The organism is Paraburkholderia unamae, from assembly GCF_003096875.1.
GTDB classification, from domain to species: domain Bacteria; phylum Pseudomonadota; class Gammaproteobacteria; order Burkholderiales; family Burkholderiaceae; genus Paraburkholderia; species Paraburkholderia unamae.
Window position 1 is genome coordinate 212,441 of the sequence record NZ_QEOB01000001.1, and the last position, 26,276, is coordinate 238,716.

General features: G+C 65.1%; 23 protein-coding genes. 7 read left to right on the plus strand and 16 right to left on the minus strand.

Features of this window, described 5'->3' with window-relative positions; translation table 11 throughout:
* Positions 1–9 precede the first annotated feature (9 nt).
* The 5 genes from C7402_RS00930 to C7402_RS00950 all read right to left on the minus strand — a co-directional run bounded on the left by C7402_RS00930 (position 10) and on the right by C7402_RS00950 (position 6,636).
* Positions 10–1,227, minus strand: coding sequence for an ABC transporter substrate-binding protein (locus C7402_RS00930; RefSeq protein ID WP_112169971.1), 1,218 nt, complete (start codon positions 1,225–1,227; stop codon positions 10–12).
* Between the two features lie 110 nt (positions 1,228–1,337).
* Positions 1,338–2,099 carry an ABC transporter ATP-binding protein gene (locus tag C7402_RS00935; RefSeq protein WP_112169972.1) on the minus strand — a complete coding sequence of 254 codons (762 nt, stop codon included), beginning with the start codon at positions 2,097–2,099 and terminating at the stop codon, positions 1,338–1,340.
* Complete coding sequence (locus C7402_RS00940) at positions 2,096–2,875, minus strand: ABC transporter ATP-binding protein (protein ID WP_112169973.1); 780 nt, start codon at positions 2,873–2,875, stop codon at positions 2,096–2,098. Before C7402_RS00940 ends, C7402_RS00935 begins: the two co-directional genes overlap by 4 nt.
* Before the next feature lie 381 nt (positions 2,876–3,256).
* Entirely contained in the window at positions 3,257–4,975 is a 1,719-nt protein-coding gene (locus C7402_RS00945) for a GMC family oxidoreductase (RefSeq protein WP_116609358.1), read from the minus strand.
* 137 nt (positions 4,976–5,112) lie between these two features.
* Positions 5,113–6,636, minus strand: a complete 1,524-nt coding sequence (locus C7402_RS00950; protein WP_112169975.1) for a CoA-acylating methylmalonate-semialdehyde dehydrogenase — start codon at positions 6,634–6,636, stop codon at positions 5,113–5,115.
* Between the two features lie 112 nt (positions 6,637–6,748).
* On the opposite strand from C7402_RS00950, the gene C7402_RS00955 reads away from it, so the two are divergent.
* Positions 6,749–7,636, plus strand: a complete 888-nt coding sequence (locus C7402_RS00955) for a LysR family transcriptional regulator (protein ID WP_112169976.1) — start codon at positions 6,749–6,751, stop codon at positions 7,634–7,636.
* 200 nt (positions 7,637–7,836) lie between these two features.
* Positions 7,837–8,361, plus strand: a complete 525-nt coding sequence (locus C7402_RS00960) for a class IV adenylate cyclase (protein WP_116609359.1) — start codon at positions 7,837–7,839, stop codon at positions 8,359–8,361.
* Between the two features lie 80 nt (positions 8,362–8,441).
* Here C7402_RS00960 and C7402_RS00965 read toward each other — a convergent pair whose 3' ends face one another.
* Entirely contained in the window at positions 8,442–8,933 is a 492-nt protein-coding gene (locus C7402_RS00965) for an Lrp/AsnC family transcriptional regulator (RefSeq protein ID WP_028203286.1), read from the minus strand.
* 141 nt (positions 8,934–9,074) lie between these two features.
* Here C7402_RS00965 and phhA point away from each other — a divergent pair, with 141 nt between their 5' ends.
* Both phhA and C7402_RS00975 read left to right on the plus strand, forming a co-directional pair.
* On the plus strand, positions 9,075–9,977 hold the full coding sequence (gene phhA / locus C7402_RS00970; protein ID WP_116609360.1) for a phenylalanine 4-monooxygenase: 903 nt from the start codon (positions 9,075–9,077) through the stop codon (positions 9,975–9,977).
* Between the two features lie 108 nt (positions 9,978–10,085).
* Positions 10,086–10,439, plus strand: coding sequence for a 4a-hydroxytetrahydrobiopterin dehydratase (locus C7402_RS00975; RefSeq protein ID WP_372460548.1), 354 nt, complete (start codon positions 10,086–10,088; stop codon positions 10,437–10,439).
* A gap of 141 nt (positions 10,440–10,580) precedes the next feature.
* Here C7402_RS00975 and C7402_RS00980 read toward each other — a convergent pair whose 3' ends face one another.
* On the minus strand, positions 10,581–10,811 hold the full coding sequence (locus C7402_RS00980; RefSeq protein WP_116609653.1) for a DUF3717 domain-containing protein: 231 nt from the start codon (positions 10,809–10,811) through the stop codon (positions 10,581–10,583).
* Positions 10,812–10,937: 126 nt separating this feature from the next.
* Here C7402_RS00980 and C7402_RS00985 point away from each other — a divergent pair, with 126 nt between their 5' ends.
* Together C7402_RS00985 and C7402_RS00990 are read left to right on the plus strand one after the other, a co-directional pair.
* Positions 10,938–11,624 (plus strand): response regulator transcription factor, encoded by a 687-nt coding sequence (locus C7402_RS00985; protein WP_027815974.1) that lies wholly within the window; start codon positions 10,938–10,940, stop codon positions 11,622–11,624.
* A 168-nt stretch (positions 11,625–11,792) separates the two neighbouring features.
* On the plus strand, positions 11,793–13,361 hold the full coding sequence (locus C7402_RS00990; protein WP_116609654.1) for a sensor histidine kinase: 1,569 nt from the start codon (positions 11,793–11,795) through the stop codon (positions 13,359–13,361).
* 86 nt (positions 13,362–13,447) lie between these two features.
* Here the strand turns inward: C7402_RS00990 and C7402_RS00995 are convergent, their stop codons facing one another.
* The 7 genes from C7402_RS00995 to mnmC form a co-directional block, all read right to left on the minus strand.
* Entirely contained in the window at positions 13,448–13,945 is a 498-nt protein-coding gene (locus C7402_RS00995; RefSeq protein ID WP_112169980.1) for an SET domain-containing protein, read from the minus strand.
* Positions 13,946–14,205: 260 nt separating this feature from the next.
* Complete coding sequence (locus tag C7402_RS01000) at positions 14,206–15,318, minus strand: NADH:flavin oxidoreductase/NADH oxidase (RefSeq protein WP_112169981.1); 1,113 nt, start codon at positions 15,316–15,318, stop codon at positions 14,206–14,208.
* 120 nt (positions 15,319–15,438) lie between these two features.
* Positions 15,439–16,176: a glutamine amidotransferase gene (locus tag C7402_RS01005; RefSeq protein ID WP_116609361.1), complete on the minus strand. Its 738-nt coding sequence runs from the start codon at positions 16,174–16,176 to the stop codon at positions 15,439–15,441.
* 267 nt (positions 16,177–16,443) lie between these two features.
* Positions 16,444–17,082 (minus strand): MarR family winged helix-turn-helix transcriptional regulator, encoded by a 639-nt coding sequence (locus tag C7402_RS01010; RefSeq protein ID WP_112169983.1) that lies wholly within the window; start codon positions 17,080–17,082, stop codon positions 16,444–16,446.
* A gap of 730 nt (positions 17,083–17,812) precedes the next feature.
* Complete coding sequence (locus C7402_RS01015) at positions 17,813–18,928, minus strand: YbdK family carboxylate-amine ligase (protein WP_116609362.1); 1,116 nt, start codon at positions 18,926–18,928, stop codon at positions 17,813–17,815.
* 49 nt (positions 18,929–18,977) lie between these two features.
* Positions 18,978–20,183, minus strand: coding sequence for a cation:proton antiporter (locus C7402_RS01020; RefSeq protein WP_112170282.1), 1,206 nt, complete (start codon positions 20,181–20,183; stop codon positions 18,978–18,980).
* A gap of 906 nt (positions 20,184–21,089) precedes the next feature.
* On the minus strand, positions 21,090–23,114 hold the full coding sequence (mnmC, locus tag C7402_RS01025; RefSeq protein ID WP_116609363.1) for a bifunctional tRNA (5-methylaminomethyl-2-thiouridine)(34)-methyltransferase MnmC2/FAD-dependent 5-carboxymethylaminomethyl-2-thiouridine(34) oxidoreductase MnmC1: 2,025 nt from the start codon (positions 23,112–23,114) through the stop codon (positions 21,090–21,092).
* Between the two features lie 484 nt (positions 23,115–23,598).
* On the opposite strand from mnmC, the gene C7402_RS01035 reads away from it, so the two are divergent.
* On the plus strand, positions 23,599–23,877 hold the full coding sequence (locus tag C7402_RS01035) for an HU family DNA-binding protein (RefSeq protein ID WP_027815965.1): 279 nt from the start codon (positions 23,599–23,601) through the stop codon (positions 23,875–23,877).
* A gap of 147 nt (positions 23,878–24,024) precedes the next feature.
* Here C7402_RS01035 and C7402_RS01040 read toward each other — a convergent pair whose 3' ends face one another.
* Together C7402_RS01040 and C7402_RS01045 are read right to left on the minus strand one after the other, a co-directional pair.
* The gene (locus tag C7402_RS01040; protein WP_116609655.1) at positions 24,025–25,347 is read right to left on the minus strand and encodes a GTP-binding protein; all 1,323 of its coding nucleotides are present in this window, start codon (positions 25,345–25,347) and stop codon (positions 24,025–24,027) included.
* 147 nt (positions 25,348–25,494) lie between these two features.
* On the minus strand, positions 25,495–25,941 hold the full coding sequence (locus C7402_RS01045) for a lytic transglycosylase domain-containing protein (protein ID WP_112169987.1): 447 nt from the start codon (positions 25,939–25,941) through the stop codon (positions 25,495–25,497).
* Positions 25,942–26,276: the final 335 nt, after the last annotated feature.

A 26,276-nucleotide genomic window follows, 5' to 3' on the forward strand; every position in this document is an offset into this window, starting at 1 on the left:
CGAACGCGCTTACTTCCACAGCGCGCATTTGCTCTCCTGCCTGGTCGTGTAGGCTTGCTCGCCCGGGATGGTTTGCAGCACCTTGTAGTAGTCCCACGGCTTCTTCGACTCGGAGGGCTTCTTCACCTCGACCAGATACATGTCGTGGATCAGCACGCCGTCCTGGCGGATATAGCCGCCCTTCGTATAGAAGTCGTTGACCTTGGTCTTCTTCAGTTGCTCCATGACCTTGTCGGAATCGGTCGTGCCGGCCGCCTGCACCGCCTTCAGGTAGGTCGTCACCGCCGAATAGTCGGCCGCCTGAAGTTCGGACGGCATCTTCTTCGTCTGCTCGAAGTAGCGCTGCGCCCACTTGCGCGTGTCGTCGTTCTGGTCCCAGTACCAGCCGGTCGTAAGCACGAGGCCCTGCGTCGTGTCGAGCCCGAGGCTATGCACGTCGGGCAGGAACATCAGCAGCGCCGCGGTCTTCATCGTCTTGTTGATGCCGAATTCCTTGGCCGCCTTGATCGCGTTGACCGTGTCGCCGCCCGCGTTCGCGAGACCGAGGATCTGCGCCTTCGACGACTGCGCCTGGAGCAGGAACGACGAGAAGTCCGACGCCGAGAGCGGATGGCGCACTTCGCCGAGCACCTGGCCGCCGTTCGCCTTCACGACGTCCGCGGTGTTCTTCTCGAGCGACTTGCCGAACGCATAGTCGGCGGTCAGGAAGAACCAGGTCTTGCCGCCCTGCTTGAGCACGGCGAGACCCGTGCCCTTCGCGAGCGCCACCGTGTCGTAGCCGTAGTGGACCGTGTACGGCGTGCACTGCTCGTTCGTCAGCGCGTCCGTGCCCGCGCCGGTGTTGAAGTACACCTTCTTCTTCTCTTGCGCGACCTGGTTCATCGCCAGCGCCGTGGCCGAGTTCGTGCCGCCGAGCAGCATGGTCAGGCCGTCACGGTCGAACCATTCGCGCGCCTTCGAAGCGGCGATGTCGGCCTTGTTCTGGTGGTCCGCGTACTCGATCTGGATCGGCTTGCCGAGCACCTTGCCGCCGAAATCGGCAACGGCCATCTTGATCGCGGTGAGACCGCCCTGGCCGTCGTCATCGGCGTAAAGGCCGGACATGTCGGTGATGAAGCCGATCTTCACCGCGTCGTCGGCAGCCTGCGCACTCCCCGCGCTGAGCGCCATCGCAGCTGCCGATGCGGCAAAGAGGCCCGCGAGGCGCGCGAACGTGGTTTTCTTCATTGCAGTCTCCTTCTTTGGTTGCGTAGTTATTCAGGAACACTCCATGAACATCGGAGGCAAAACGATTCGCGCGGCGCCCGTGCCACGCCGTGCAAAAATCAGACCGAAACTTAAACGCCCAGCAAGTCGTGCAGCACCGGCATCTTTCCTTCGAGTTCGGCAATGCCGAAGCGCTCGACAATGTGCCCGTGCTCCATCACGTAGAAGCGGTCGGCAAGCGGCGCCGCAAAGCGGAAGTTCTGCTCGACCATCACGATCGTGTAGCCGCGCGCCTTCAGCGTGAGGATCATGCGCGCGAGCGTTTGAACGATCACGGGCGCAAGACCTTCGGAAATCTCGTCGAGCAGCAGCAGGTTCGCGCCCGTGCGCAGGATGCGCGCCACGGCCAGCATCTGCTGCTCGCCGCCCGACAGGCGCGTGCCCTGGCTGTGACGACGCTCCGCGAGATTGGGAAACATCGAATAGATCTCGTCGAGCGACATGCCCTGCGCACCCTTCACGCCGATATGCGGCGGCAGGAGCAGGTTTTCCTCGCACGAGAGGCTCGAGAAGATGCCGCGCTCCTCGGGGCAATAGCCCACGCCGCAATGCGCAATGCGATAGGTGGGCATCTGGATGGTTTCGCGCCCGCCCACGCGGATCGACCCCGTGCGCCGCCCCGTGAGGCCCATGATGGCGCGCAGCGTCGTCGTGCGCCCCGCGCCGTTGCGCCCGAGCAGCGTGACGACCTCGCCGCGCGCGACGCTCAGGTCCACGCCGTGCAGAATGTGCGATTCGCCGTACCAGGCTTGCAGCCCGGCGATTTCCAGCGCGTTCGCGCCCTCGGCCGCGCCTGCGGCGGCGAGCGGTTCGCGTTCGGTGACCGTGTTCATGCGTGCGCCCCCGTGAGCGCCGTGTCCGCGCTGCCCATGTAGGCCTCGGCGACGAGCGGATTTTTCGAGACTTCCGCGTAGCTGCCTTCGGCGAGCACTTCGCCGCGCTGAAGCACGGTGATGGTGTCGGAGATCCCCGCAATCACGTTCATGTTGTGCTCGACCATGAGGATGGTGCGCCCGCTCGACACCTTCTTGATGAGCGCCGTCACGCGGTCCACGTCTTCGTGGCCCATGCCCTGGGTCGGCTCGTCGAGCAGCATCAGTTCGGGCTCCATCGCGAGCGTCGTGGCGATTTCGAGCGCGCGCTTGCGGCCGTAGGCCAGCTCGACCGTGGGCACGTCGGCGAAATCGGTGAGGCCCACCTGCGTGAGCAGGTCCATGGCGCGGTCGTTGAGCTCCGCGAGCGAGCGCTCGCTCTTCCAGAAGTGGTAAGCGGTGCCGAGCGAGCGCTGCAAGCCCACGCGCACGTTCTGCAACGCCGTGAGGTGCGGGAACACGGCCGAGATCTGGAACGAGCGGATAATGCCGCGCCGCGCAATCTGCGCGGGCCGCTCGTGCGTGATGTCGATGCCGTTGAAAACGATGCGCCCCGCGCTCGGCACGAGGAATTTGGTGAGGAGGTTGAAGCAGGTGGTCTTGCCCGCGCCGTTCGGTCCGATCAACGCATGGATCGAGCCGCGGCAAACGCGCAGGTTCACGCCGTTCACGGCCGTGAAGCCCTTGAACTGTTTCGTGAGTCCGCGCGTTTCCAGAATCGTGTCGCCGAGAATCATGTCCCCTTCCGTGCGTGGTAAGGCGTAACACTTGAGACCGTCCGTGCCTCCCGTTGCACGGTGGGGTCCGGCGCGGACATGGCGGCGCGCCTCCCGATGCGCGCAACGCGCGCCTGCCGACTATCTTCTAATTCTCTCGCCAATGATGCACCGCAATCATTGGGATTTGCACTTAAGGGAGCGCCACAGGGTGAACCCATCCCGTAAATGCATGTTCACGACAGATTCACGAAAGATACGCGCAACATCGGTGCAAGATCGATGCGCAGCCACAATATGACAGGCGTGCAGGAACTCGCACGCGGAAGCGCTTCCGCATGCGTCCCAGATAGTCGTCAAAACGACGCAATCGCGGGCGTCGCGTCGCCCCTCAGGCGGTCATCAGGCCGTCGTCAGCGGCGCGTTGGCGGCGGTCTCCTTTGCCATGCGCACACCTTCGCGCCGGTCGGCGCGCAGCATCTCGGCGGCGCGCTCCGCGATCATCAGCGTTGGCGAATTCGTGTTGCCCGAAGTGATGGTCGGCATGACCGAGGCGTCCACCACGCGCAGGCCCGTTACGCCGCGCACACGCAGGCGCGCGTCGACCACGGCGTCGGGGTCGTCGGCGCGGCCCATGCGGCAGGTGCCCACCGGGTGAAAGATCGTCGTGCCGACGTTGCCCGCCGCCTCCCGCAATTGTTCCTCGGTCTGGTACGCGAGTCCCGGCAGGATCTCCTGCGGCGCGTAGCGCGCGAGCGCCGCGGAGGCCGCGATGCGTCGCGTGAGCCGCAACGAATTGGCGGCCACGCGCAGGTCGTGGTCGGTCGCCAGATAATTGGGCGCGATCGCGGGCGCCTGCGACGGGTCCGCCGATACGGCGTGGATGCTGCCGCGCGACGTGGGCCGCAGGTTGCACACCGAAGCCGTGAACGCGTTGAAACGATGGAGCGGCTCGCCGAAGCGGTCGAGCGAAAGCGGCTGCACGTGATATTGAAGATCGGGCCGCGTGAGCGCGGGGTCGTTCGGGTCCGATTTCGCGAACGCGCCGAGCTGTGAAGGCGCCATCGACATCGGGCCGCTCTGGAACAGCGCGTACTCCATGCCGATCATCAGCTTGCCCCACCAATGCGCGGAGGCCGTGTTGAGCGTGCGCACGCCGTTCACGCGATACGCCATGCGCAGTTGCAGATGGTCCTGGAGATTCTCGCCCACGCCGCGCAGGTCCTGCACGACGCCGATGCCGAGTTGCGCGAGCCGCGCAGCGTCGCCGATGCCGGAAAGCTCCAGCAGTTGCGGCGAATTCACGGCGCCGGCGCTCAAAATGACTTCACACCTCGCCCGCGCGACGTAGTCGACATCGCCGCGATACTCCACGCCCACGCAACGCTTGCCCTCGAAGATCACGCGCTGCGTGAGCGCGCCGGTGACGACCGCGAGATTGGGCCGCTTCATCGCCGCGCGCAGGAACGCCTTCACCGAGTTCCAGCGCACGCCGCGCTTCTGGTTCACCTCGAAATAGCCCACGCCGCTGTTGTCGCCGCGATTGAAGTCGTCGGTGGCGGCAATGCCCTGCTCCTGCGCGGCCCTCGCGAACGATTCGAGAATCTGCCACTTGAGGCGCTGCTTCTCCACGCGCCATTCGCCGCCCGCGCCGTGAAACTCGCTCGCGCCGCTGTGATGATCCTCGCTGCGGCGGAACACGGGCAGCACGCTGTCCCACGACCAGCCCGAATCGCCGGTCTCGCGCGCCCAGTTGTCGTAGTCCTCGCGCTGGCCGCGCATGTAGATCATGCCGTTGATCGACGACGAGCCGCCGAGCACGCGCCCGCGCGGATACGCCAGCGAGCGCCCGTTGAGCCCCTTTTCCGCGGCGGTCTTGTACAGCCAGTCGGTGCGCGGATTGCCGATGCAATAGAGGTAGCCAACGGGGATGTGAATCCAGTGATAGTCGTCCTTGCCGCCCGCTTCGATGAGCAGCACGGAAACGTCCGGATCTTCGGTCAGGCGATTGGCGAGCACGCAGCCCGCGGTGCCGGCGCCGACGATCACATAGTCGAATTCGCCTTCCAGGCGACGCGAGGACGCGCCGCGCGCTCCTTGAGATTCGCTCGTTGCGGGCATGGTTGTCTCCTTCTACGGCTCCGCTCGACTTGCTGCCGTTTTGTTTGTGTTCAAGCGTACTGCGGTTGTTGCGAATGCTGCGCCGGGCGGCGGAAAATGCTTCGGTCTGCTTGCAAAACCGCCCGGCGCCCGCGTGCTTACTTCGCCACCGGCATGGTGAACTCGGCGCCCTTGGCGATGCTGTCGGGCCAGCGCTGCATGATGCTCTTGTAGCGCGTATAGAAGCGCACGCCTTCCTCGCCATATGCATGGTGATCGCCGAACAGAGAGCGCTTCCAGCCGCCGAACGAGTGCCACGCCATCGGCACCGGAATCGGCACGTTGATGCCCACCATGCCCACCTTGATCTGCCGCGAGAACGCGCGCGCCACGCCGCCGTCCGACGTGTAGCACGACACGCCGTTGGCGAATTCATGGGCGTTGATGAGTTCGACCGCGCTCGCGAAATCGGGCACGCGCACGACCGCGAGCACCGGCCCGAAGATCTCTTCCTTGTAGATCGTCATGTCGGTCTTCACGCCGTCGAACAGCGTGCCGCCGAGGAAGAAGCCTTCCTCGTGGCCATCCACCTTGTGGCCGCGCCCGTCCACCACGAGCTTCGCGCCCGCGGCCACGCCCGCCTCGATATAGCCCTGCACCTTCGCGCGATGCACGCCCGTGACGAGCGGCCCCATTTCCGAGGCGCCGTCCATGCCGCTGCCGATCTGAAGCGCCTTCACGCGCGGTGTGAGGCGCTCGACCAGTTCGTCGGCGATATGGCCCACGGCCACCGCCACCGAAATCGCCATGCAGCGCTCGCCGGCCGACCCGTAGGCCGCGCCGATCAGCGCATCGACGGCCTGGTCGAGATCGGCGTCCGGCATCACGACGAGGTGATTCTTCGCGCCGCCCAGCGCCTGCACGCGCTTGCCGTGCTTCGTGCCTTCCGTGTAGATGTACTCGGCGATCGGCGTCGAGCCGACGAACGACAGCGCGGTGACTTCGGGATGCACGAGCAGCGCGTCCACGGCCACCTTGTCGCCGTGCACGACGTTGAACACGCCGTCGGGCAGGCCCGCTTCCTTGAGCAGTTCGGCCAGACGCAGCGACGCCGAGGGATCGCGCTCCGAAGGCTTCAGCACGAAGGTGTTGCCGCACGCGAGCGCGATCGGAAACATCCAGCACGGCACCATCATCGGGAAGTTGAACGGCGTGATACCGGCCACGACGCCCAGCGGCTGACGCAGATTCCAGTTGTCGATGCCACCGCCGATCTGGTCGGTGAAATCGGTTTTCAGCAGATTGGGAATACCGCACGCGAACTCGACCACCTCGATGCCGCGCATCACCTCGCCCTTCGCATCGGAGAACACCTTGCCGTGCTCGCGCGTGATGAGTTCGGCGAGCTCGTCGTGATGCTGGTCGAGCAGATCCTTGAACTTGAAGAGAATGCGAGCGCGCTTGATGGGCGCGGTTTCCGCCCACGCGGGAAAGGCGGCGTTCGCGGCGGCCACGGCCGCGTCCACCTCGGCCACCGAACCGAGCGGCACGCGCGCGCTGACCTTGCCAAAGGCCGGATTGAAGACGTCGCCGTAACGGCCGCTCGTGCTCTCCAGCGGCTTGCCGTTGATGTAGTGCGTGAGTGTGCGCACGCCGGCATCGCTTTGATGTGTCTCGCCCATGTGTGTGCCTCTTCTGTCGTGAAGCCTCGATCGACCTAGGGTAATCGCGACGCCGGGGCGCGATCCAATGATTAATGCTCAACAGCGATATAAGGCGGTTTAATATCAGGATATGGACCTGACCTTGCTCCGCGCTTTCGTCACGGTCGCTCGCGAGGGCAACCTCACGCGTGCGGCCACGCATCTGCATCTCACGCAACCCGCCGTGAGCCTCCAGATCAAGCATTTGCAGGAGGCATTGGGCGTCGCCCTCTTCACGCGCACGTCGCACGGCCTCGCGCTCACGCGCGACGGTCAGGCGCTCCTGCCGCACGCCGAGCGCGCGCTCGCCGCCGCCGGCGACGTGCAGCGCGCCGCCGCCGCGCTGCGGCACGAGGTGCGCGGGCGGCTGCGCATCGGCACGATTCTCGATCCGGCGTTCCTGCGCCTTGGCGGCTTTCTGCGCCAGCTCGTCGAGACCTGGCCGCAGATCGAAACGGCGCTGCGCCACGGCATGTCGGGCTGGGTGCTCGACCAGGTGCGCTCGCGCGAGCTCGACGTGGGGTATTACATCGGCCAGCCCGAACCCGACCCCGACGCCTTCCACGCCATCACGCTCACCCGCTTCCAGTACCGCGTGCTCGCGCCCGCGGGCTGGAAGGAGCGCGTGAAGGACGCGCGCGACTGGCGGGCGCTCGCCGCGCTGCCGTGGATCTGGACGCCGCCCGCCTCCGCGCACAACCGCCTGCTCACCACGCTGTTCGAGGCCGCGAACGCGAAGCCCGTGAAAGTGGCGGAAGTGGACCAGGAACCGTCGATGCTCGATCTCGTGAAGTCGGGCGTGGGCCTCACACTCGCGCGCGATTCGACCGCGCTTGCCGAGGCGCATGCGCACGGGCTCACGATCATCGAAGGTGTAAGCGTGCCGACCGAACTCACCTTCATCACGCTCGCCGCGCGCCGTGACGAACCCACCATCGCGGCGGCGCTCAAGTCCATCGAAACGCAGTGGGCGATATGAGCCGCGCTCATGAAGACACGGCCATGGAACGCACCGTGCGCCCGCGCGTTCGTCTTGCGCGTGTAACACCGCTGTCACGCAAGTTTTGCTAGATTCGGAATTCGCGCCGCGTTTTTGGCACGCTCACCGGCGTGCCCATGTTGCACGGCGCGTTTCCTTCCCGACTCTCCCATCGTTCCCTTGTTCGACAGGAGCCTTGCATGGCCCGCAACATCGAAATCAAAGCCCGCGCCCATCAGTTCGACGCCCTGCGCGAGCGCGCCTCCCAGCTCGCCTCCGAAGCGCCGCTGATCTTTCGCCAGCAGGACTTCTTCTATGACGTGCCGCGCGGCCGTCTGAAGCTGCGCCAGTTCGACGACGGAACGCCGCCCGAGCTGATCTTCTATCAGCGCGACGACCGCGACGGCCCGAAGGCCTCGTACTACACGCGCAGCCCGGTGACCAACGCCGAGGCGATGCATTCGCTGCTCGCCACGGCGCTGACCACGCGCGGCATCGTCTCGAAGGAGCGCCACGTGTATCTGGCGGGCCGCACGCGCATCCACCTCGACCGGGTGGACGGCCTGGGCGATTTCGTCGAACTGGAAGTGGTGCTCGGCCCCGAGGACGACGAGCAAGGCGGCGAAGCCGAAGCGCACGCGGTATTCGCGAAGCTCGGCGTGGACGAAAACGATCTCGTGGCCGTGGCCTACGTGGATCTGCTCAATACGGCCAGCGCGGCCTGATAGGCACAACCAGCCACAACCAGCCGCAGCCATCAGCAACCCCGGCGCGCGGGCCCTTGCGGCCCGCCATCGCCTTGTCGTTACGCCGCCGGCGCGCCCGGCTCCAGATGCCCGAGCGGCAGCGGGCCGTTGCGCTTGAACGTGGTGAGCACGATGTTCGAGCGCACGCTGTCCACGCCGGGCACGCGCATGAGCTTCTTCATGACGAACGTCGAGAGTGCGTTCAGATCGGGCGCGACGATGCGCAGCAGATAGTCGGCGTCTCCCACCACGGCATGGCATTCGAGCACTTCGGGCAGCACATCGATCTGTTGCTGGAACTGCTCGATGATCGAGTCCCCGTGATGCTTGAGCTTGAGGCTCGTGAACGCCGTCACGCCGAGCCCGAGCTTTTCCGGCCGCAGCACCACGCGATAGCCGTCGATCACCCCCGACGCTTCCAGCCGCTGCAACCGCCTGCCGATCTGCGAAGGCGAGAGCGGAACCTGCTCGCCAAGCTGCTGATGCGTGGCGCGGCCAAAGCGCTGTAGCACGTCGAGAAGCGCCAGATCGAAGTGATCGAGTTCAAGCATGAATGAAATCCGCGTTAATTGACTAATTTGCGCTCGATTATCGCATATTCACAGCTTATCCCATTAGATACGCGCACCTCCCGCACGCCACCCGCTCTACACTTGCATCACAGCAAGTCTTTTTAGTGGAGCGTTACGAACATGGCCGCCGCCACCGCGAAACTGCAAGAGCAGTTCGACGCGGGTCTCATCACCCGACCCGATTTCACGATCGACCAGCCGCTCGAACGCTACGGCGCGGCCGATCACGCCGTGTGGGATCTTCTTTACCGGCGTCAGCGCGCCCTGCTCGAAGGCCGTGCCTGCGACGCCTTTATCGAAGGCGCGTTGCGCATCGGCCTGAACGTCGCGCACGTGCCCTCGTTCGAGCAGGTGAGCGAGCGCCTGATGGCGGCGACGGGTTGGCGCATCGTGGCCGTGCCCGGCCTCGTGCCCGACCGAATTTTCTTCGAACACCTGGCTAACCGGCGCTTTCCGGTGACGTGGTGGATGCGCCGCCCCGATCAGCTCGACTACCTCCAGGAACCCGACTGTTTTCACGATCTGTTCGGGCACGTCCCGCTCCTCACCGACCCCACTTTCGCCGATGCGATTCACGCCTACGGGCGCGCCGCGCTCGCCGTCGAGGAACGCGCCTTGCCGCTGCTCGCGCGGCTCTACTGGTACACGGTGGAATTCGGCTTGATGCGCAGCGCGAGCGCGCCCAACGGCGTGAAGATCTATGGCGCGGGCATCGTGTCGAGCAAGGGCGAAACACTCTATAGCGTGGAAAGCGCGGCGCCCAACCGCCTCGCGTTCGATCTCGAGCGCGTGCTGAACACGCGCTATCGCATCGACACGTTCCAGAAGACCTATTTCGTGATCGACTCGTTCGCGCAGCTTTTCGACGCGCTCGGCGCGGGCATCGCTTCGCGCCTCGCCGATCCGGCCGCGCTCAGCGTGATGATCGCGGCACAGCCCCACGCCGCGGGCGACGTGCTGCACAGCGACACGATCATCACGCGCGGCACCCGCGAAGGCTGGCTCGACGACGGGGACGTTTGAGCCTGGCGCGCCACGAAGCGCGGCAAGCGTGCCGCCTTGCGCCGCAGCACGCGCACGATCCTTGACGTGCGCGCTCGCACGCGTCCGGCATACGTGAAAAAATGACTGATTGGCCAACGGCGCACGCCGGGCCGCAAGCTCAACACAGGTGCAACGATGATCAACCGACTCACATCCGAAGAACGCGCGTCGCAACTGGCCGACCTGCGCGGCTGGCAGTCTGTCGCCGGGCGCGACGCGATCCAGCGCCACTTCCGTTTCGCGGACTTCAACGAAGCCTTTGGCTTCATGACGCGCGTGGCGATCAAGGCGCAGGAAATGGACCATCACCCCGAGTGGTTCAACGTGTACAACCGCGTCGAAATCACGCTCTCCACACACGAAGCCGACGGCCTCACTTCGCGCGACGTCGAACTCGCGCGTTTCATCGATTCGATCGCAGCGGGCCCGCTGAGCGCTTAAGCGGTACTAATCAGATCAACACAAATCGACGCAGATCAACGCGACAGATGAATGCGAGGGGCAAGTAACACTACGCGATGCGCACAGCGTGCGCGCATCGCGTCATGAAAGCATAATGCAGGGTGTCAGGCGCTCAAACCTTCAGCTTTGAAGGCTATTCTTGATGGATACGTAAGACTCCCAGGCAGCACGGGCAATCGGGTCTAAACGTTCCGGCGATATGGTGTTCTGACGCTGTACAATCAGCAGCGCATACGGCTTGGAGAGCGCACTCGCCTCCTGGCACAACGCGAGTTCGTCGCCGCTCGAAGGCGAGCGGTTGCGCCAGAAGTTGATCGCGGCTTCGAGTTCGGTGATCAAAATATCGGACATGTGGATCGTGATCGTGCAACTGTCGCACGCGGCGCCACTCAGTCGCTGTGCCTCGATGAGTCCGGCGAGCGACGCTTCGCGAACTGCGTGCCTGAACGCTAAACCCATTGTACTTGAGCGAATCCCATGCGACTCCTTCTGATCGAAGACGACCGCCCCATCGCACGCGGCATCCAGTCCAGCCTCGAACAAGCCGGCTTCACGGTCGACATGGTCCACGACGGCATCTTCGCCGAACAGGCCCTCACGCAAAATCGACATGAGCTCGTGATTCTCGATCTGGGCCTGCCCGGCATCGACGGCATGACGCTGCTCTCGCGCTTTCGTCAAAGCAACCGGCACACGCCCGTCATCGTGCTCACCGCGCGCGACGAGCTGAACGACCGCGTCCAGGGCCTGAATTCGGGCGCCGACGACTACATGCTCAAGCCGTTCGAGCCGGCCGAACTCGAAGCGCGCATTCGCGCCGTGATGCGCCGCAGCGGCCCGCACGGCGACGTGCCGCGCCCCGAAGTGTCGCTTGGCGGCGTGCGCCTGTCGGGCGTCGATCGCCGCATCTTCAACGACGACAAGCCGCTCGAACTCTCGCCGCGCGAATTCGCCGTGCTCGAAATGCTGCTGCTGCGCCATGGCCGCGTGGTGAGCAAGGCGCAACTGCAAGACCACCTCACGCACTTCGGCGGCGACCTCGGCGACACCGCGATCGAAGTCTACGTTCACCGCGTGCGCAAGAAGCTCGAAAACTGCCGTGTCGAGATCGTCACGGTGCGCGGCTTCGGCTATCTGCTCCAGGAAATCCGCCAGGCGGCCTGATCCGCCACGGTTTCCTGAGCCGGAGCCAGACCAGGCGGCGGAGCGCTCCGCCGCCTTCATACGTCTTACGATGCTTGCGCCGCCGCGCCCGCGGCCCGCGTACAATGGATCGATCCCGTGCGGCGCACGCCGCCGCACCCACGATTCATCATTCGCACCGAAGCCACCATGTCCTCACCTGCCGCAACGAGTCTGCGGCGCACGCTGCTGCGGCGCCTCGCCGCCCCGCTTTCGCTGCTCGCGCTCATGAGCGGCCTGATCGCCTATTGGCTGGCCTGGCAATACACACAGCACGTGGTCGATCGCTCGCTTGCCGACCTCGCCACGGCCATTTCGCGGCAAATCCAGATCGCCGGCGCCGACGCGCCCAAAACCGTTCCCCCGCTCGCCCAGGCGATGTTCTCCGACCCCGTGGAACATCTCATCTATCGCATCAGCAACGGCGAAACGGAAATCGCGGGCGATCATGACCTGCCGCTCCAGGGCACCAACGTGCGCCGCATGCACTATGCGTACGTGTTCGAAACGATGTACCGGGGCGTGAGCGTACGCGTCGCGCAGGTTCGCGTGCCACAGCCGCACGGCAATCCCATCGTCGTCGAAGTCGGTCAGCCCGTGCACCATCGCTTTCGCATCGCGGCCGAGTTTCTCGTCGCGATCATGATGCCGCTGCTGCTCCTGCTGCTGGCCGGCTGGGTCATCGTGTGGCGCGTGGTGAATCAGCAGCTCAACCCCCTCACGCAACTCGCCGATTCGCTTAATCGCCAGACGCACACCTCGCTCGAACCCGTCGACGAGACCTATGTGCCCGTCGAAATCCGTCCGCTCACCGGGGCGCTCAACGCGCTGCTCGGCCGCCTGAAAACCGCGCTCGACGCACAGCGCAAGTTCATCGCCGACGCCGCGCACCAGCTGCGCACGCCGCTCACTGCGGTGAAGCTGCACGCCGAGCAGGCCGTGAACGCGCGCGAGCCGCAAAAGGTCAACGACGCCGTGCGCGAGCTGCGCGCGGCGGCCGACCGCGCGGTGCGATTGTCGAACCAGTTGCTGTCGCTCGCGCGCGCGGAGCCAGGTGAACAGGCCGCGCGTTTCGTCGATATCGACATGGCGGCGCTCGCCTTCGAGACCGGCGCCGAGTGGGTGCCGCGCGCGCTCGCGAGCCACGTGGACCTCGGCTTCCAGCGCCTCGACGACCCCGAGAACGACTCGCCGTTGATGGTGCGTGGCAACCCCGTGCTGCTGCACGAGGTCATTGCGAATCTGCTCGACAATGCGCTCAAGTATTTGCCGCCCGCGCGCATGGACGGCGGTCGCATCACCGTGACCGTTTCGCAGTCCGTCGCCGACGGCATGCGAATGGCCGAGATCATCGTGGAAGACAACGGCGGCGGCGTGCCGGCATCGCAGCAGGCGGATCTCTTCAAGCGATTTTTCCGCGGCGACGGCCAGAGCGAAAGCGGCGTGGACAGCGGCGCGGGCCTGGGTCTCGCAATCGTGCACGACATCATGACGCTGCATCGTGGCAGCGTGCATTACGAAGATGCGCCCGAAGGCGGCGCGCGCTTCATCGTGCGCGTGCCGCTCGTGAAACCCCGCGCGCCTGGCGCCAGGGATGCGAGGGACGCGAAGGATATCAAGGAAGCGCCGGTTGCCGAAGCCGCCCAACTTCACGCCGTCGCACCCAGTGAGCCGCAAGGCAGCAAGAACCCCACGCACCAGGCAAGCGTCGATCTGTAACGCCACGCAGCGACACAAACGACAAGGGCCGCTCATGCGGCCCTTGTGTCTTGTGCAACGCGCCGCGCGGCGGCGTGCTCACTCGCTCACTTCTTCTTTTTGCCCTTGCCCTTCGAGCCCTTCGCGGGCTTGTCGTCGTCGGGCGGCGCGAGCATCGTGCCGCGGCACTTGCGCGCGCCACAACGGCACTCGTATTCGCGCTTGAGCTTCTTCGTCTGCTTCGCGTCGATCACGAGGCCATAGTCGTAGAAAAGCTCCTCGCCTTCGGGAATGTCGCGCAGCGCGTGAATATACACGTGCCCGTCGATTTCCTCGGCTTCGCAGTTCGGCGCGCACGAATGATTGATCCAGCGCGCGCTGTTGCCGTTCACCTTGCCGTCGATCACGCCGCCTTCGTCGAGCGCGAAGTAGAACGTGTGATTCGGTTCGTCAGGATTATGCGGATGACGGCGCAGCGCTTCCTTCCAGGAAATGCGCTCGCCCTTGTATTCGACCAGCCGATCTCCGGCCGCGATGGAGACCGCCGCAAACACGCCCTTGCCGTGCACGCCCGACTGGCGCACGACGATCCTGCGTACACTCATTGAATGAATCCTTGTGAAGTACTGGGGGAGACTGCCCCGGTCATGGCAAGCGGCTTTCTCATGAAGCCGTGTGTGGCGGCTCGCCTGGTGAAGCGGCACGCATCGCTTCTCGCTTCGCTTCTCGCCCCCACGCAAACGCGGCGCCGATTCGGCGCCGCGCTCGTGTGACGCCCGGCGCGCCACAGACGGCATCGTACACGTTCGCGCCTCTTTCGTTCAACCCGTATGCCGCGCGCAACCTGCCTGACGCAATACGCGCCTCAGCGCTGGCCAAGCGTCGTCTCGCCGAACAGCTTCTTGAACTCGCGCGGTTGCGAGCGCCAGTATTGCGGCGGCGCGCTCACGCTCGCGCCCAGTTGCGCAGCGGCGTGCCACGGCCAGCGCGGATCGTAGAGCATCGCGCGCGCCATGGCGATCATGTCGGCTTCGCCGTCTTCGAGAATCTGATTGGCCTGCAACGCGTCGGTGATGAGCCCCACCGCAATGGTCGTCATGCCCGTTTCCGCTTTCACCTTGCGCGCGAACGGCACTTGATAGCCCGGCTCCACCGGAATCTTCTGCAACGGCGACACGCCGCCCGACGACACGTCGATCCAGTCCGCGCCGCGCGCCTTGAGCGCCTGCGCGAACACCACGGTGTCCTCGGGCGTCCAGCCGCCATCGACCCAGTCCGTCGCGGAAACGCGCACGCCTATAGGACGATCGGCGGGAAACTCCGCGCGCACCGCATCGAACACTTCAAGCGGAAAGCGCATGCGGTTCTCGCGCGAGCCGCCATATTCGTCGCTGCGCTGGTTCGCAATCGGCGAGAGGAACTGGTGCAGCAGATAACCGTGCGCAGCGTGAACTTCGAGCGCGTCGATGCCGAGGCGCGCGGCGCGGCGCGCCGTGGCCACGAACGCATCGCGCACGCGATTGAGGCCCGCGACGTCGAGCGCGAGCGGCGGCGTTTCATCGGCCTTGTGCGGGAGCGCGGAAGGCGCATGCGGAAGCCATCCTCCCTCGGCGACGGGAATCAGCTGGCCGCCTTCCCAGGGCACGTGGCTCGACGCCTTGCGCCCCGCGTGCGCGATCTGCATCGCGATGCGAATCGGCGAATGGCGGCGTATCGCGGCAATCACGGGTTCGAGCGCGGCTTCGGTCACGTCGTCCCACAGGCCGAGGTCGCCTGGCGTGATGCGGCCGTCGGGCTCCACGGCGGTCGCTTCGATGCAGAGCATCGCGGCGCCCGAAAGCGCGAGATGACCGAGATGGATCATGTGCCAGTCGTTGGCTTCGCCTCGTTCGGCGGAGTACTGGCACATCGGTGAGACGACGATGCGATTGGCGAGCGTCACGCCACGCAGTTCGAGCGGAGTGAAAAGCTTGCTCATGGGAGATCCACGGACGGTTGGCGGAAGCGTCCGAGAATAGCACGCGGATTTTTCACGCGCTCGACAGGGGGTTCGGCTGGTGTTTCGGTGGAGTCCGCCTGTGGACCGCCTCAGCGCGACTCAGGGCTGTTTTGCGGACTGGCGCGCCATGTGCGCGTCGGCGGCGTCGAGCCATTCGCCAAACATGCGGCTCGCCTGTGCTTCGAGCAGCGGCCCGTGGCGCGCCGTGTCGCCGCGCAGCGCGTTGACATCGACGCCCGCCGTGGCGATTTCCGAGGCATGGCCGATCAACCAGGGCTCGAAGCGGTCGGCGCGCACTTCGGGATGGCATTGCAGGCCAAGCACGTGATCGCCCCAGGCAAACGCCTGGTTTTCACACAGCGGCGTGGAAGCGAGACGGGTCGCGCCTTGCGGCAGATCGAACGTGTCGCCATGCCAGTGCAGCATGGAGGTCGCCGCACCGTCGAGATGTTGCAGCGGCGAGGCGCGGCCGGCGTCGGTGAGCGTGAGCGGCGTCCAGCCGATTTCGGGCCGGGGCCCGGCGTAGACGCGCGCGCCGAGCACGCGCGCGATGAGCTGCGCGCCAAGGCAAATGCCAAGCGTGGGCAGTCCGGCCGCGATGCGCTTTTCGATCATCGCGGCGAGCGGTACGAGCGTGGGATAGCGTGCGTCGTCGCACGCATTGATCGGGCCGCCCAGGATCACCATGAGCGAGGCCGACAAGGGATTGAGCGCGCCGATACGCGCGAAGCCGACGTCCACGTAGCGCACGGGACGTCCGCGATCGCCGAGCACGCGCTCGAAACTGCCGAGGTCCTCGAAATAGACATGGCGGATGGCCAATACTTCGCGATTCATCGGCAAATTCCCGGGTCGGCGGTCGGCAACTAGTACGTCGTCCTGCCCATCGTCCAGCGCGTCGCCGCGTTGGCCTGGCTCAAGACGAACGTTTGCGCCAACGGTCGTGGCAAAAAACTTGTGACAACTATGCGAATTTCGACGCCGGCGCGGCGCAAATCGATTGCGCGCGCAAGCGGCGTCGGGAAGCGCTGCATGACCGCGCGTTGCACGCATGACGCGTGCACGCGCGCGCCGCCCGCACGGGGCGGCAGCGCAGCTTCGGGCTTAAACCGCGAAGATCTTCCAGTTCTTCTTCTGGGTCGTCGCGTCGGCCTGTTCGTACACCGAGCAATCGAGACGCAGATCCGTGTCGGCCATATCGATGCCGAGCAGCTGGCAATGATGCGGCGTCTTCTTCGGGTTCTTGCTCGGCTCGAAATGCGAGCAGGTCAGGCACATGCGGTGTTGCGGGCTGGTTTCCTGCGCTTCGAGCAGATAAACCGTCTTGAGCAACGTGCGATAGAGCGTGGACTGCTCTTCGGCCTTGAGCGTGCCGACCGCCTTCGAGAGGAAGTCCGGCCACTGCGACGCCTTCTTCGCCGCCGTGCGGCCGCGCGAGGTGAGACGCACCGCGAGTGCGCGGCCGTCGTCGAGCGCGCGACGCTTTTCGACGAGCCCCTTGGTTTCGAGCGTGCTCACCGCATCGCTGGTGGTCGCGGCCGTGAGGGCCGTTTCACGTGCGATCTCGCCGAGGCGCATCGGCCCCTTGCGCTGCATCAGCAGCACGAGAATTTCGCCCTGGGTAGGCGTGAGTCCTGCCCCTTCGGCCCAGTCCCACGCCTGGCTCCGCATTGCCGTGCTCAGTCGCAGCAGGCTATGGGTCACCCGCCCGGCTGCCTGCTCTCCGTATACGCCTTCGCTCATAGTCTTTCGCTGGTTATTGGCAGCTTGCGCTGCATCGTCAGCCGCCGTTCTGGCCGACGGCCTGTGGGAACGCTGGCGCCCGGTTTTCCCGAACGCCGCACCATCTCAAAAAATTCCTGCTTCGCGTACGCCATGGTACGCGTTGCACGGTCATGCTTCTTGCCGCGGGCGGCGAAAACATCCTTCAAGTCCCGACGCCCGAGCAGCAAACCGCCATTCTATGCGAGAGTAGCCAATCGCACAGCTAACTTATCCAACGTGAATTGTGGATAACCCGTTGATAAGCGCGCTACGATCATGTGCACAGGTTCTTGACAACGCGCAATCTTCACCCGGGATGTTTGCAGGTTATCGCGGATTTCTGTCGCAAACGCAACTGAAATCTGCCCGATTGCCGCGCGTCTTTCATTACGCAGTCCATTGAGTTTGCAGGGAATTCGAAGGTTACCCACAGGCGTGTGGCCTTTTCCGTCGTGAATATGGCGTATGTCGCGATCCAGGTCAAAATATAAGGATCCCCTGGTACCTCGAAACAAGCAAAAAAATATTTCTGCGCGCCTCGAAAAAAGTGCGCTCCGGGCCCCGCAAGGCCCGGTTTCAGCGCTTTTTTGGCGGCTGGAAGCAAGAAGGGCGGCCCGAGAGCCGCCCTTCTTTACGTGCCTGCACCACTCAGGGCCCTTGCGGCGCACCTTGCAAATTCGGTCAGTGGTCCTTTACGAGTGCCCCGCGCTTATGCGCGCCAGCGCAGGCACTGCTGCCGCACCGCCTCGTGCAGCGACTTCTCCTCGGCCACCACGCTGCGCAGCCAGGTGGCGTCGTTGGTCTGCGCGCGGGCGATCGTGCCGATTTCCGTGAGCGCGCGCGTCGAGCCGAGCGCCTCGCCGTGCGGCGCGATCCGCTCCAGCGTGTCGAGAATGTCTTCCGAAATCGTGCGGCGCTCGCCTGTCTGCGGATTCACGCAGGTGCCGGCGAGGCCGAAGCGGCACGCCTGGAAACGATTGAACGTGTAGACGAGATAGTCGTCTTCACGCGGCACGATCGGGCGATCGGTGAGCAGATGGCGCGCGAGCGTCTGGATGTAGCAGGCGATCGCGGCCGCACGCTCCACCGAAAGCGGCGTGTCCATCACGCGCACCTCGATCGTGCCGAAACCGGGCTTCGGGCGGATGTCCCAGTAGAAGTCTTTCATGCTGTTGACAACGCCCGTGTGCACCATCTTCGAGAAGTACTCCTTGAACTCCTCCCAGCTCAGCACGAAGGGCGCACGGCCCGAAAGCGGAAACGCGAACACCGAATTCAGGCGCGCCGAGTGAAAGCCGGTGTCCACGCCCTGCACATAGGGCGACGACGCCGAGAGCGCGATGAAATGCGGGATGAAGCGCGAAAGCGAGTGCAGCAGAAAGAGCGCGCTGTCGGGATCGGGACAGCCGATGTGCACGTGCTGGCCGAACACCGTGAACTGCTTGGCGAGGTAGCCGTAGAGCTCGGAAAGGTACTGAAAGCGCGGGGTATCCACGATACGCCGGTCGCTCCACTGCTGGAACGCGTGCGTGCCGCCCCCGCACAGGCCGACGTTGAGGCGATCGGCCGCGGCGACGAGCACGTCGCGAATCTTGCGCAGATCGGCCACGGCCTGCTCGTGCGTCGTGCAGATACCCGTGGAAAGCTCGATCATGCTTTCGGTGATTTCGGGCGTGATGTTACCCGGAATCTCCTGATCTTTGACGAGGCGCATGAGGTCGCTCCCCGCCTTGGTCAGATCGTAGTCATGCGTGTTGACGATCTGCATTTCGAGTTCGACGCCGAAGGTGAACGGCTTCGAATCGACAAACGCTTCCAGTGACATGGCATCCCCTTACAGGGCGGCGCGCGGCGATGCTCGCGCGCCGCGTAATTCATTGTTCGCCGCGCTCGCCGACGAGCGCCAGCGCGCGGTAGACGAGCCACGGCCCGAGGAGCTGAAGCACGACGATCGCGCAGAGCATGATCGCGCGCAGCCGCGGATCGAAGGTCGGATAAAGCTCGTAGGTGTCCTCGACAAGCAGCAGCGCCAGCGCCGACATTGGCGCGAGCGCAACCCCGAGCGCGACGCCCTGCTTCCAGTCGAGACCGCTCGGCTTCGCGAAGATCAGCACACCGACGAGTTTCGCCACGAGCCGTGCGACGATCAGCCCCGCCGCGGCCACGCCGCCCACGAGAATGTCGTGCCACTCGAAGGTCGTGAGCGTGAGCACGAAAAGGATCACGGTGAGCAGCCACCCCGCCGTGCCGAAGTGCTGCGGCCACAACTGCGGCCGCGCTTCGAGATTCTTCACGATGATGCCGGCGGCCAGCAGGCTCAGGATCGTCGAAAGCTTGAGCAGATGCGCAATGGCGATCGCGAGCAGCACGAGGCCGAAGAGCGCGACGAACGAGTGCTCGTCCTGCGGGCTCAGGCGCCGGTAAAAAAGCGTGCACGCGCGCGCCAGCACGAACGCGAGAATCAGCGAGCCGATCAGCAGGTAAAGCGGCTGAAGAATGGTCGCGAACACGTTTCCATAGATTTCCTGGTGCAGCCAGCTGGAAGCGAGCTTTTCCACAATCACGGCATACATGCTGTTGAGCGCCGTGAGCGTGAGCAGACGCTGCGTGACCTGCCCTTCCGCGCGCAACTCGGTCTTGAGCTGGATCACCATGGCGGGCGACGTGGCCATGGAAATCGCGGCCACGACGAGCGCGATCATCGCCGGCACCGAAAGGAACAGCAGCACCACGAGCACGAGCACGAAGGTGAGCGACGCCTCGGCAAGACTCGAGAGGATCAGCCAGGGATTGCGGCGGATCCAGCGCAGGTCGAGCCGGCTGCCGAGTTCGAACAGCAGCAGGCCGAGCGCGACATCGAGCAGCGGCCGCGCAGAGGTGCCGACATTGGCGTCGATCACGCCAAACCCGGCCGATCCGGCAATGAGGCCGATCACCCCATAGCCCGAAATCCGCGGCAAGCGCCACGCCCGATAGCAGAGCTCGCCGCACAAACCGGCGGCGAGGAGTGCGAGCCCGGCCCAGAAGATTCCGTCGAGCGGCAACGGCCAGGCGGGGAAAAACGAAAACGCCGACTTCATCGTGGTGGCTTCTCCCATTTTTCAGAGACAGTCCGGCTGTCCGACGTTGGATCGACAAACGACTGACACGCAGGCAAGCCGCGTGCCGCGCAAGGCGAGCGGCACCTCTAACCTCGGTTGGCGCAGCGTTCGCGCTCGCGCCGCGCTGGCGCGGTTCGATGTGGCCGGCCGGCGCGCCCGTGTGGCGAGCCGACGTGAACCTGCGCTAGCTGCTGCGACTGCGGGAAACCATTGCGCCGGCACATCGCGGTGCGGCGAACAGCCGGTACGGGCGCGTTCCGTTTGGTATGGCGGCGCCCGCGTTGGATGAACGAACGTTGCCGTCTTCCCTGAGCACTCAGATTCGGGATGAGGGGCAACCGTTCCTTGGACGCGTCGGCCATCTGATGTGGCATGTGACGCGGAAAGAACGGCGATTGTGCCATAGCTTTTTTGCAATTGTCCGCGCGGGTTCGAAAGCCGTCACGAAGACGGTAATTGCGTCCTCATTGTGCGCTTTTCGCGATGCGAGCGGAAAAAATGACCGCTTCGGCCGGAGCGCTTGCCTCGGGGTTTTCAAGCTTTAGCCTGGTGATGCTGGCCGACGGCGATAGCGTTAGCTTTGGGTTTACGGTTTACCGTATGTATACGTAGTAGAAGTTAACAAAGGAGACCTTTTTCTGTGGATAACTCCGGTTAACCGAAAAAGATCAGCCAGTTGGCGTCCGCACAACCGCATGCAAAGCATGTGCGGACCGCAGGCGCTTCGAAGAGTAACTTTTGGGCCTGGTTCGCGCCCCACTGAGTTACCCCGTTTACGTCCACACCGCGTCCACACTCGATTCGCTGTCAATTCGCGCGGTTATCCACAGATTCGCGGGGATAACCGGTTTCCGGCTTCTGTCTGACCTGATTCCCGCCCCACGCTCAAACATTGCGCTGGCGCAAAGCCCGTTGGAGGAAGCGAGCCGGATCGAGTTGATCGGCGAGTTCGCGCTCCATCGGCCACGGCTCGCCTTCGAGTTGCGACGCGATCAGCTCGGCACCGAGCCCTGCCCACACGAGCCCGCGCGAGCCGAACGCGTAGGCGCCGTAAAGCCCCGGCGCGCGCGGCAGGTCCTGCGGCCACGCCCCGGCGAGGCGCTGGGCGTCGCGGCGGGCGGCTTCCTCGTCGGCGAGCGGGCCGAGCATGGGCATGCGGTCGCTCGTCACGCAGCGAAACGCCACCCGGCCGGCGAAGTTGCCGGGTGCACCGCTTGTGCCGCTTGTGCCGCTTGTGCCGATTGCCCCGGCGAGCTCCGGCAGCATGTGCGCCACGCGTTCGAGATTCTCGATGTGGCCTGCGGCGCGCAGTTCGCCGCCCGCGTCGTCGACTTCGTAGGTGGCGCCAGCGAGCGTGACTCCGCCGTCGAGCGGCACCGCGTAGCCTTCACCGATCACGGGTACGCGCAGGTTCGCGAGCGGACTGGGATCGACGAGCGTGAGCTGGCCGCGCACGATGCGCGTGGGCGCATGGGCGAGCGCGGCGGCGCGCGAAGCGTCCTGGGCGTTCGCGAAGATCACGACGCCCGCCTGCGCCACGAGCCGCCCGGCTTCGTCGAATACCTGCCAATCGGAGTAATCGGCGTCATCGGCTTGGTTGCCCTGACCTGCGCGCGCGATGTGACCGATACGCACACCGAAACGTGATTCGACCTGCGCGCTGGGCAGCGCCGCGGCGAACGCGCATTGCGCACGGCACAACGAAGCCGGGTCGATCGCGCCGCCGTGCGGATAGAACCAGCCGCCCTGCGCGAGGGCGGCGCCGGCAAGCGCCTGAGCCTCCTCGCGAGTGACAGCAGTCACGAATTCGTTGGGATAGCCGAATGATTCGAGCGCGGCGGCGACGGCGCGCGATTCGTCGTCAGTGGCGAGATGGAGCAGCCCCGCGTGCGAGCGGGTGGGCGCATGGCCCGCGGCTTCGAGCGCTGCCCAGCGTCGCAGCGCATAAAGGAAGCCCGCGCGCGTGATGCGCGAGGCGCTGCTGTCGTCGCGCGAAATCAGCGGATGAAACACGCCGGCCGGATTGCCCGAGGCCTCGAGCGCGGGCGCGGCGTTGCGCTCGATGAGCGTCACGCGCCAGCCGCGCGCCGCGAGCCGCTCGACGAGCGCACAGCCCGCGAGCCCGGCTCCCACGACGATCGCGTGCCGTTCGCGCAGCGCGAGCGGCAGCGGCGGCTCGTAGCGGCGCACGCGCCAGCGCGGCGCGAAGCGTCCGACCAGCATCGCCCACTTGCCGCCGAAGCCCTCCACCTTCTGATATTCGAAGCCGCTTTGCTGCAATGCGCGCTTCACGTCGCCCGAGCTGCTCCACGTCGCGAAGGTGGCGCCCTCGCCCGCAATGCGCGCGAGCGCCTTGAAGATGGCGGGCGACCAGAGATCCGGGTTCTTCGCGGGCGCGAAGCCGTCGAGGTAGATCGCGTCGGCGCGCATCCACATTTTGGGAAATACCTCGAGCGCGTCGCCGAAAACGAGGGTGAGCGTCACTCGTCCGCCTTCGAATTCGAGCCGGTGCGTGCCCGGCACGAGCATGGGCCACGCGTCGATGAGTTCGCGGGCGAGCGGCGCTTCGGGTGTGTGCGCAACGACCGCGTCGAGCACGGTACGCAGATCGTTGGGCGCGAACGGGTGTTTTTCGACCGAGACGAAATGCAGGCGCTCGCAGCGCGCCGGGTCGTCGCGCCACGCGAGCCACGTGGCGAGAAAGTTCACGCCCATGCCGAAGCCGGTCTCGACCACGGTGAAGATCCGCCGGTCTTGCCAGCGCTGCGGCAGGCCGTTGCCGTGCAGGAAAACGGCTTGCGCCTGGGCGAGTGCGCCGGACGTGCTGTGATAAACGTCGCCATACATGGGCGAATACGGTGTGCCGTCTTCCCGGAAAGCGAGCGTGGCGGGTGTCAGGGTGGCGGTCATGAGGAACGCGAAGCCAGAGGTGAGGTGAAAGCGAGGAAGGAACGAAGCTGCAAGTCGCTGGAAAGCGGCTGAAAAAAGCACGCGACGCGGCCAGGCGAGATCGCCGCAAACGCTTGCCTGACCGGCGTTTGCGCTTATGCTGCGTTGGCGCGGCGCAACGCGCGGCTGTCGGAAATCGTCCTGGGCGGGGGGATTTGCAGGGGCGAACACCCCAAAAACATCTGCATGCCCAAAAAAACCCGCAAAACCGGCGCGAAATCTTCGAAACCCTTGTCGTTATTGGGTTTGCGCTGCGCTATCATAGCAAGCGCCGCCCAGGGAAGCGGCAGCACGGCCGTTGTGGCGAAGCACATATGCTTGCCGCCGCAACGCGAAATCGCCGGGGTGCTCCGGGTCCGTTGCTGCTCGACGGCGCGGCACGCGTCCGTATAATCGGCGCGTTCGCGCTGTTCGTGTCAACCTAAACACAGAAAGGAACTTCTCAATGAATAAACAGGAACTGATCGACGCCGTCGCAGCACAGACGGGCGCTAGCAAGGCACAAACCGGCGAGACGCTGGACACGCTCCTCGAAGTGGTCAAGAAGGCTGTGTCGAAGGGTGACGCAGTGCAACTGATCGGCTTCGGCAGCTTCGGTTCGGGCAAGCGCGCAGCCCGTACGGGCCGTAACCCGAAGACCGGCGAAACCATCAAGATTCCCGCAGCCAAGACCGTCAAGTTCACGGCTGGCAAGGCGTTCAAGGACGCCGTCAACAAGCGCTAAGGTATTACCGCTTTAAGTTGACACCCGCCCCTGGCGGGTTTTTTTTCGCCTGCACGGTTCAAACATCCGTGCCGCACACAAGCAAACGGCGCCGCATTGTGCGGCGCCGTTGTTCGTTGAGTGCGTCGTTCCGGCTATCTGGAACTATCACGGACGGTGGATGATTTCACCATGATCGTCGTGGTCATGATCGTGATCGTCGTCATCGAGCTCCCAGGACGGGAACGGGTCCGCGTAGCCCTGCCAGGCGTCGGGGCCCGCCGCGTATTCGGCGTCGGTGAGCAGGCATGCGTCGAACTTCGCTTGCCAAGCGTCTCGATCGAGTTCCACGCCGATCATCACCAGCTCCTGGCGCCGGTCGCCGACGCTGGCGTCGTCGAGCTCGCCCAGCCAGTCGGCGGCAATCTCCTTTTCAAGCTCGGCGTCTTGCGGCCACTCTTCGCGAGGCAGCGCGGCCCACCACGTACCCGCGGGGCCGTGACGGCACACGCCGCCCGCCTGCGAGAGCGTACCCGTGATGTCGTTGCGCGTGGCGAGCCAGAAAAAGCCCTTCGAGCGCAGCACGCCCTTCCATTCCTGATTCAGCAGCGCCCAGAAGCGCTCGGGATGAAACGGGCGGCGCGCGCGATACACAAAGTTGCCGATGCCGAACGCGTCGGCTTCGTGGCGATGCGTGTGGTTATGCGTCGGGTCGTCGCAATGCTCGTGATCGTGCTCGTGTTCGTGAAGCGAGGCGAGCCAGCCCGGCGCGCTCGACGCCGCGTCGAAATCGAAGCGGCCCGTGTTGATCACCTCGTCGAGCGCCACCGCGCCGAAGCGGCTCACCACCTGCACCGCGCGCGGATTGATGCGCGCGAGAATATGTTGCAGGTGCGCGAGTTCGTCCTCGCTCACGAGGTCCGCCTTGTTGAGCACGAGCACGTCGCAGAACTCCACCTGATCGACGAGCAACTCGACGATCGCGCGGTCGTCGTCCTCGCTCGCGGCCACGCCGCGCTGCGCGAGTTGATCGGCGCTCGCGTAGTCGCGCAGGAAGTTGAAGGCGTCGACCACGGTGACCATCGTGTCGAGGCGCGCGAACGCGTCGAGCGCGACGCCCTCGTCGCCGGCGAACGTGAAGGTCTCGGCGATCGGCATGGGCTCGGCAATACCCGTCGATTCGATCACGATGGCGTCGAAGCGCTGCCCGGCGCGCGCCGGGTCGGCGAGACGCTGGATTTCGGTGAGCAGGTCGTCGCGCAGTGTGCAGCAAATGCAGCCGTTCGACATCTCCACGAGGCGCTCCTCGACGTGCGAGAGCACCGAGGCGTCGCGCACGAGCGCGGCGTCGACGTTCACTGAGGCGAGGTCGTTGACGATCACGGCCACGCGCAGGCCCGCGCGGTTCGTGAGGATATGGTTGAGCAGCGTGGTCTTGCCCGCGCCCAGAAAGCCGGAGAGCACGGTGACGGGCAGTGGCGGCTGGTTCATCGCAGTGGGGTGCAGAAAGTGAAAACGGGTGGGATCGGCGCGCGCGAAGGCGCGGCGTAAGCCAGCATTTTGCACCATGCAGGCGTGCGGCGCAGGACAGGCCCGCGCGGCTTTCGGGGCGCGAGCGCGTCTTGCGCGCTCAGCGCGCTACTGCATGAGATGCCACTTGCGCAGGATGTCGGCGATCTGCTGTGCGTACTGGTCGCGCAGCGACGGCGTTTCGGAGTGGTACGCGCCCACGGCCGCCCACGTGTTGCCGTACTTGTTCATCTTCTGGCGCAGATGCCACGCGGCGATATAAACGTTTTTGCACGGCTCCATGAGCGTGCTCGACGAGATGCCGTACTGCGAGAGCACGGGCAGATGCACGGAGTTGATCTGCATGACGCCGTAGTCGGTCGAACCGTTCGCATTCCTGTGTACCGCGTCGGGGCGGTTGTGCGATTCCTGCCAGGCGATCGCGCGCAGGATGAGCGGGTTGACCTTCTGGTAGCGCGCGGCTTCGTCGAAACAATCCGCGCGGGCGAGCGTGCTGGCGCTTGCGAGCGCGAGCGTGACAGCGGCGGTAAGCGTTGCGGACCAGACGTTTTTCATCACAGCTCGCGCGAGGCGGACAATCGGTTAATCGAGGTCAGGCACCGGCGGTGACCGGGCGGCGTGCGGCTGCGAGCCAGCTCGCACTGCCTGAAGGATGGCGCAATCTCGCGCAAGCGGGCGGGAATTCCGGCGAACAATGCGGCAATTCCCACATATAGATAGGGGAAAAGTGCGTTGGCCATCGTTCGGGCCGCTCGTATGATACCGGTCGCGTATGACGCGTCAAGCTGGCCATCCGGACAAGACGATGCTCGCAGGCAACGCAAAATCGGCGTCGCGCTGCACGCATCCGGCACGAATGCTTACAAATAGCTTGTGAGCGAAGCGAGCCG